This window comes from Campylobacter concisus (assembly GCF_002092845.1).
GTDB lineage: Bacteria > Campylobacterota > Campylobacteria > Campylobacterales > Campylobacteraceae > Campylobacter_A > Campylobacter_A concisus_AQ.
This window is the reverse complement of sequence record NZ_LVXF01000005.1, coordinates 39,295-45,503: the sequence shown is the minus strand read 5'-3', so window position 1 is coordinate 45,503 and position 6,209 is coordinate 39,295. Positions and strand designations below refer to the sequence as shown.

Here is a 6,209-nt window from a genome sequence, read left to right as displayed (position 1 = left end):
CTATTAGGCTCACTTACTAAAACGCACTCATGTCCAAGAAATTTAAAAGCATTTATCACGCTTTTGATATTGCCCGCACCATAATCAATAATAGCGATCATCTGTTCTCTTGTCTTTTTACGCTGAAAAGATAAAAGCTAAGTGCCGCCATCAGCATCGCCACACCGCCTATTAGATAGATAGCATTTATGATATTTTCAGGTGCAGTGATAGCAAATTTAAAGACTAGCATGAGCGCCTCGATTGCAAGTGCGATGATAATTGAGCCGATAAATCTCACCATCGTCTTATAAATAACGCTATTTTCCTCGTGATTTTTACCTAACACCTCTTCTTCAAATATCGTCTTAACAAGGTCAAAAATGGCGAGGGCTAGCGTTAAAATGATAGTTGATTCAAAAATTTCTTCGACATTTATATGCTCGATGCTCTTTGAGATAAAGCTCTTTACACCGTGCCAAAACAAAAATGCGCAGATCATAAAAAGTGAGGCACAAAATAGTGTGTAAACAGTCTTTAAAAATCTACCAAAATGCTCCTCAACAAAGCCGCTATCGACCATATTTAGGATATTTTCTAGGCTTATGTCGATGCAGGCGATAAATTTAAGCTCATTTTTTTCATTATAGATAGGCACGCTTGCTGTGACGCATAAACCTCCATTTAGGCTTGATGGATATGGATCGCTTAAAACGCATCTTTTCTCACGCACTGCAGTGTAGTAGTAGGCTTTATTTGCGCGGTTTTCGCCCTTTGGAATTTTATACTTCTCATTTAGGCTGATCGAGTCTTCAATCTGCACGCCATTTTCGTCTAAGATATACAATGCGTCAAAATTTTCTATCTCGTGGCTGATCTTATCAAAGCCAGCTTTTATGTTCTCTAAACAAACTCCGGGCAGTCTATTTGGCAAATTTCTACTAAATAAATAACAAATATACGCCCTTGCCTTATATCTCGTGTCACTAAATCTCTTAATATCTTTAATAACCAAATTTAACCTTTTAAATTTAATGCGTGATTGAACTCAGGAACGATCTTTTTAAGTGCAGGTGCTACCTCATCATCTTCAAGCTGCAAAAGCTCACTTATCTGCGAGTTTAAAAGCGCTAAATCGTAAGGCTCTGAATGCGTTACAAAGATCGATTCATACTTGGTTTGCACATCATCTTTGTTGATAAGTAGCTCTTCATAAAGCTTCTCGCCAGGTCTAAGCCCTACAAATTCGATACCCAGATGCTCTTTGTTTGAAAGCAGAAGCATCTTTTTAGCAAGATCGACGATCTTAACAGGCTCGCCCATATCAAGTACGAAAAGCTCTCCACCTTTTGCGATAGAGGCTGCTTGAAGGACTAGCTGACATGCTTCAGATGTAAGCATAAAGTATCTTGTGATCTCTGGGTGAGTGACGCTTAGTGGCTTATTTGCAGCGATCTGCGCTTTAAATTTAGGTATGACGGAGCCGCTTGAGCCAAGGACATTACCAAAGCGAACGCAAACTATCTCGCAAACACCTGCCTCGTTTGAATTTAGTGCATAAAGCTCGCAAACGCGCTTAGTTGTACCCATTATGTTTGTTGGGCGCACAGCCTTGTCTGATGAGATCATGACAAATTTCTTAACGCCATATTTTTTAGAAAGATCGACTGCATTTTTTGTGCCAAGGATGTTGTTTTCAACTGCTGAGCGAGGATTTAGCTCACAAAGTGGCACATGTTTATATGCTGCCGCATGGATGACGATCTCAGGTTTAAATTCTTCAAAAACTTCTTCAAAGTCCTTTAAATTTGTGATATTTACAAGCTTGCTAATAGTTCTTTTATCTTTTGTATCTTCGCCTATTTTATAAAGGTTAAACTCGCTATGCTCGACCATTATAAGCTCACTTACACCAAATTTTAAGCATTGCTTACAAATTTCACTTCCTATACTGCCACCAGCTCCAGTGACAAGTACTCTTTTATCTTTTAAGAAATTTGAAATAGCCTCTGGGTTTAAATCTTTTGGCTTTCTAGCGAGCAAGTCTTCGATCGAGATATCCTTGATCGGCTCATTTTCGATAAGAGAGAAGAGTTTCATATCTCTTATGCCATATCCACTTAGCTCATCAACTAGAGCTTGAAGCTCATCTTGATCTAATGCAAGCGCGATGATAGCGGTCTTTGCGTCATAATCTTTTATAAGGCTTGGTATCTCTTTTTTATCTTGCACTAAAAATCCATCACAATAAGTGCCAACAAGATCACTCCTGCCATCTACCACACCAACTGCGTAATAATCAAGATACCCTTGTTTTAAGCCACGCAAGACGTGAAGCGCTTTTGAGGTAGCGCCTATAACGATACAAGGCTCACCTTTGTGAGGTTTGTTTGAAAAGTCAAGCACCATGCGTTTTGAAATTCTTAAAAGCCCAACAAGTAAGCATGAAATAAGAAGATCAATGAAAATAACGCTTCTTGGATATGGATTTAAAAAATCTTGAATGATAAAAAAAATGATCGTAAATAAAACAGCTGAGCAAACGTGAGCTAAGAAAATTTTTCTTGCTTCGTTTAATCCAAAAAACCTCCACGGCACCTTGTAAATTTTAAACATCCACATAAAAAAGAGTTTAAATACTATCAAAAATCCAGCCGTTACAAAAAGCCCCTGCACATAGATATCTGGGATGTCAGCGTTAAATCTTAAAAGATAAGCCGCATATATCGAAAAGATAAATATAAAAACATCGCCAAGAAGGAAAAATATGAGCCTTTTTAACTTTGTTGCATGAAACATTTACGCATTTTCCTTGACTATTTTTATCACTCTTGCTTGCGTCTCCTCGCTCATATCGCTGCCACTTGGCAAGCAAATTCCTCTTGAAAACAGATCTTCGCTATATCCATCGATAAAGCTTAACGCACCTTTAAATACAGGCTGCAAGTGCATAGGCTTCCAAAGTGGGCGACTCTCAATATTTTCATCAGCTAGTGCTTTGATAACTTTTAAATGTGCATCTTTTTTAGCAAAAACGCCAGTTGTCAGCCATCTGTTACCACGAGAATTTGGCAGTTCTGGCATAAATTCTAAAATATCGACAAGCTCTTTTTCATAAATTTCAAAGACTTTTCTCTTTTGCTCGACTCTTTTTTCCAAAATTTCCATCTGAGCCACGCCAATAGCACCTAATACGTTGCTTAAGCGATAGTTGTAGCCATAGTCTTTGTGCTCGTAGTGAAGCAGTGGCTCTCTAGCTTGAGTGCTATAAAATCTTGCTTTTTCTACAAATTCCTTGTCACCAACTAGCATACCGCCACCTGAAGTGGTGATTATCTTGTTGCCATTAAAACTATATGCACCCATCACGCCAAATGTGCCAAGTGCCTTACCGCCGTAAAATCCACCAAGTGCTTCAGCTGCATCTTCAACCAAAGCGATGCCCTCGTTTTGGCAAATTTCACAAATTTCTTTCATCTTTGAAGCTTGTCCGTAAAGATGAGTAACGACTAATACCTTTGGCTTTTTAGGTAAATTTGATATTGCTTTTTTAAGTAGTTCTGGACTTAAATTCCAGCTCTCATCGCAGTCTATGAATACTGGAGTTGCTTTTTCATAAAGTATAGGCGAGACTGAAGCCATGAAAGTAAAGCTAGAAGCCAGCACAAAGTCGCCCTCTTTCACGCCAAGGACGCGAAGTGCTAGGTGAAGCGCAGCCGTTCCAGCGCTTAGTGCAAGAGCATCTTTTGCTCCAGTGTAGTTTTTTATACTTTCTTCAAATTTATTTACATATTCACCAAGTGGCGCTATATAGTTGCTTTCAAAAACTTTTTTTATATATTCCTGCTCTTTTCCGCTCATATTTGGTGGAGATAAAAAAACCCTATCCATTTCATCCCTTTCGTGATTTTTTGGCGATTTTAGCACTTATTTTTAAATTTATATCTTAGCACGCTCGCATGCAGGTACGCCGTAAGCCTTTATGCCGTCCTTTATATCTCTAACGACCACACTTCCAGCACCTATGATGCAGTTTTTGCCAATACTTATACCTTGAATGATGCTTGAGCCGATACCTATGTGCGTAAATTCGCCCACGCTAACATTTCCAGCAAGGGCTGCATTTGGGCTGATGTGAGCAAATTTACCTATGTCGCACTCATGCTCTATCACCGCACCAGAGTTTATGATAGCGCCCTCTTTTATACGAGCTTTTGCGTTTATAACGGCATTTGGCATGACAACTACGCCTTTTTCTATCACAGCGCTTTCGCTCACAACCGCACTTTTATGGATCAAATTTACTATATCAAAGCCAGCAGCTTCTACTTTTTGGCTGATTTTTTGCCTTGTTTTATTATCACCTATGGCTATTATAATGTCAGCTTTTTCAAGCTCTGGGCTAAATTTACGCTCGCTAGCGTCATCTAAAAAAACTATCTCATCATAGCCATTATTTCTAGCGATGTCAGCTACGACTAGCCCGTGACCGCTTGCTCCGTAGATGTAAATTTTCTTAGTTTTTGCCATTAAATTTCTCCGTCGTAGCCTGCCCCTCTTTGCTGACGCCACTTCGTTTTAGCACCTTTTCGATGGTCTGTAATGCGATCTTTACATCAAGCATAAAGCTTAAATTTTTAGCGTAATAGACGTCGTACTCAAATTTTTTCTCCCAGCTTATGGCGTTTCTGCCATTTACCTGCGCTAGACCCGTGATACCTGGGCGCACGTCGTGGCGGTGCTTTTGCGTTTCGTTATAGATGGGTAGATACTCGACCAAAAGCGGCCTTGGTCCGATAAAACTCATGTCGCCTTTTAGCACGTTAAATAGCTGTGGCAGCTCATCAAGACTAAGCGAGCGGATCAGTTTGCCAAATTTACCAAGACGCTGTTCATCTGGCAAGAGCTCGCCATTTGCGTCACGCTCGTCACTCATCGTCTTAAATTTATAAATTTTAAAAATTTTCTCATTAAGCCCTGGTCTTGCCTGCGTAAAAATGACGTCGCGGCTAACCTTAAAATAGATAAAAATCGCCGTTGCTATGATGATGGGCGATGTTAAAATGAGCAAAAATAGTGCTCCCAAAATATCAATCACCCTCTTTAAAAAATTTCTATACATCTATAAATTTCCTATAAATTTCTATATATCTTTTTGCGATTTGCTTCTCGTCAAACTCACTAACTGCCCAGTCCCTGCCATTTTGTCCAAGCTTAGTGCAAAGCGCTTCGTCATCAAGTAAAATTTTTATCTTATTAGCAAGGTCATTTGCGTCTTTTACCTTGCATAAAAGCCCGTTGTAGCCATCTTTTACAGCTTCATTACAGCCTGTCACGTCACTTGCAACGACTGCTTTAGCCATGCTCATCGCCTCTAAAACCGTTCTTGGAAAGCCCTCTTTGTAGCTAGGAAGTGCCAGCAGATAAGAAGCTTTTAAAAGCTCTGGTATGTCGTTTCTAGCGCCAAGATATCGCACTTTGCCACCTTTTAAAAAGCTCTCGTCTGCGGTTGATTTATTACCAGCAAATCCCTCGCCCACAAAGACAAATTCGCAGTTTTTATAGCCATTTAAAATTTCTGCTGCCTCGTAAAATTCACGAACGCCCTTGTGCCACATGGCTCTGGCGATCATTAAAATAACCTTTTTTTCACCCAAGTCCGCTGCCTGCGTGATAGCTGGGTCAAATTTGGCAGTATCGACGCCGACACTTTTTATGCGGTACACCTTGCTTTTATCTATCAAATTTTTAGAGATCAGATAGTCTGGATCCGCGTCATTTACGAAGATGCAAGCATCAGCCTTTGCAAAAGAGAGCTTATAAAGGCTCTCCATGACAAAACGCACGGCCTTTGTCTTAATATCATCATCTATATAAAAGCTACCAAGGCCTTCAACCAAATTTATCACGTGCTTTATGCCAGCGTTTTTAGCAGCAAATGTGCCAAAGACATTTGACTTGTGAGCGCCAGTTTGAAGCAGGTCTAAATTTAGCTCACCTAAAATTTTAGATAGTTTTTTTGAGTTATTTATCACAGTTAGTGGATTTAGGCTCGCCTTGTCAAGCTCGTAGGTGACAGCATGAAAGCTTTTAGCAAGCTCATTAGTAAAATTTCCTTTTGGAGCGATAGCAAAAACCTCATGTCCCATATCTTTTAAAGCCTGCATAATAGGGCGTCTAAAAAAGTGTATGCTCATATCAGCATGGCTTAAAAATCCTATCCTTGCCAT

At 39.7% G+C, this 6,209-nt stretch carries 6 protein-coding genes; all 6 read right to left on the bottom strand.

Annotation, left to right across the window (positions count from 1 at the left end):
* Positions 1-97: 97 nt before the first annotated feature.
* Genes A3854_RS02435 through pglA form a run of 6 tightly spaced genes read right to left on the bottom strand, consistent with a single transcriptional unit; the run spans position 98 to position 6,209 of the window.
* Positions 98-994 (bottom strand): PDC sensor domain-containing protein, encoded by an 897-nt coding sequence (locus tag A3854_RS02435; protein ID WP_084041177.1) that lies wholly within the window; start codon positions 992-994, stop codon positions 98-100.
* Between the two features lie 2 nt (positions 995-996).
* Complete coding sequence (gene pglF / locus A3854_RS02430; RefSeq protein WP_084041176.1) at positions 997-2,778, bottom strand: UDP-N-acetylglucosamine 4,6-dehydratase (configuration-retaining); 1,782 nt, start codon at positions 2,776-2,778, stop codon at positions 997-999.
* Positions 2,779-3,870 carry a UDP-N-acetylbacillosamine transaminase gene (gene pglE / locus A3854_RS02425; RefSeq protein WP_084041175.1) on the bottom strand — a complete coding sequence of 364 codons (1,092 nt, stop codon included), beginning with the start codon at positions 3,868-3,870 and terminating at the stop codon, positions 2,779-2,781.
* A gap of 48 nt (positions 3,871-3,918) precedes the next feature.
* The gene (pglD, locus tag A3854_RS02420) at positions 3,919-4,509 is read right to left on the bottom strand and encodes a UDP-N-acetylbacillosamine N-acetyltransferase (RefSeq protein ID WP_084041174.1); all 591 of its coding nucleotides are present in this window, start codon (positions 4,507-4,509) and stop codon (positions 3,919-3,921) included.
* Entirely contained in the window at positions 4,496-5,101 is a 606-nt protein-coding gene (gene pglC, locus A3854_RS02415) for an undecaprenyl phosphate N,N'-diacetylbacillosamine 1-phosphate transferase (RefSeq protein ID WP_021088589.1), read from the bottom strand. The genes pglD and pglC overlap by 14 nt, the downstream gene beginning before the upstream one ends.
* Positions 5,094-6,209: a N,N'-diacetylbacillosaminyl-diphospho-undecaprenol alpha-1,3-N-acetylgalactosaminyltransferase gene (pglA, locus tag A3854_RS02410; RefSeq protein WP_084041173.1), complete on the bottom strand. Its 1,116-nt coding sequence runs from the start codon at positions 6,207-6,209 to the stop codon at positions 5,094-5,096. Before pglA ends, pglC begins: the two co-directional genes overlap by 8 nt.

What these genes read in the sequence shown, in the direction of transcription:
- pglF (WP_084041176.1), bottom strand. Translation starts at nt 2,778, where the DNA reads ATGTTTCATGCAACAAAGTTAAAAAGGCTCATATTTTTCCTTCTTGGC.
- pglE (WP_084041175.1), bottom strand. Translation starts at nt 3,870, where the DNA reads ATGGATAGGGTTTTTTTATCTCCACCAAATATGAGCGGAAAAGAGCAG.
- pglD (WP_084041174.1), bottom strand. Translation starts at nt 4,509, where the DNA reads ATGGCAAAAACTAAGAAAATTTACATCTACGGAGCAAGCGGTCACGGG.
- pglC (WP_021088589.1), bottom strand. Translation starts at nt 5,101, where the DNA reads ATGTATAGAAATTTTTTAAAGAGGGTGATTGATATTTTGGGAGCACTA.
- pglA (WP_084041173.1), bottom strand. Translation starts at nt 6,209, where the DNA reads ATGGCAAGGATAGGATTTTTAAGCCATGCTGATATGAGCATACACTTT.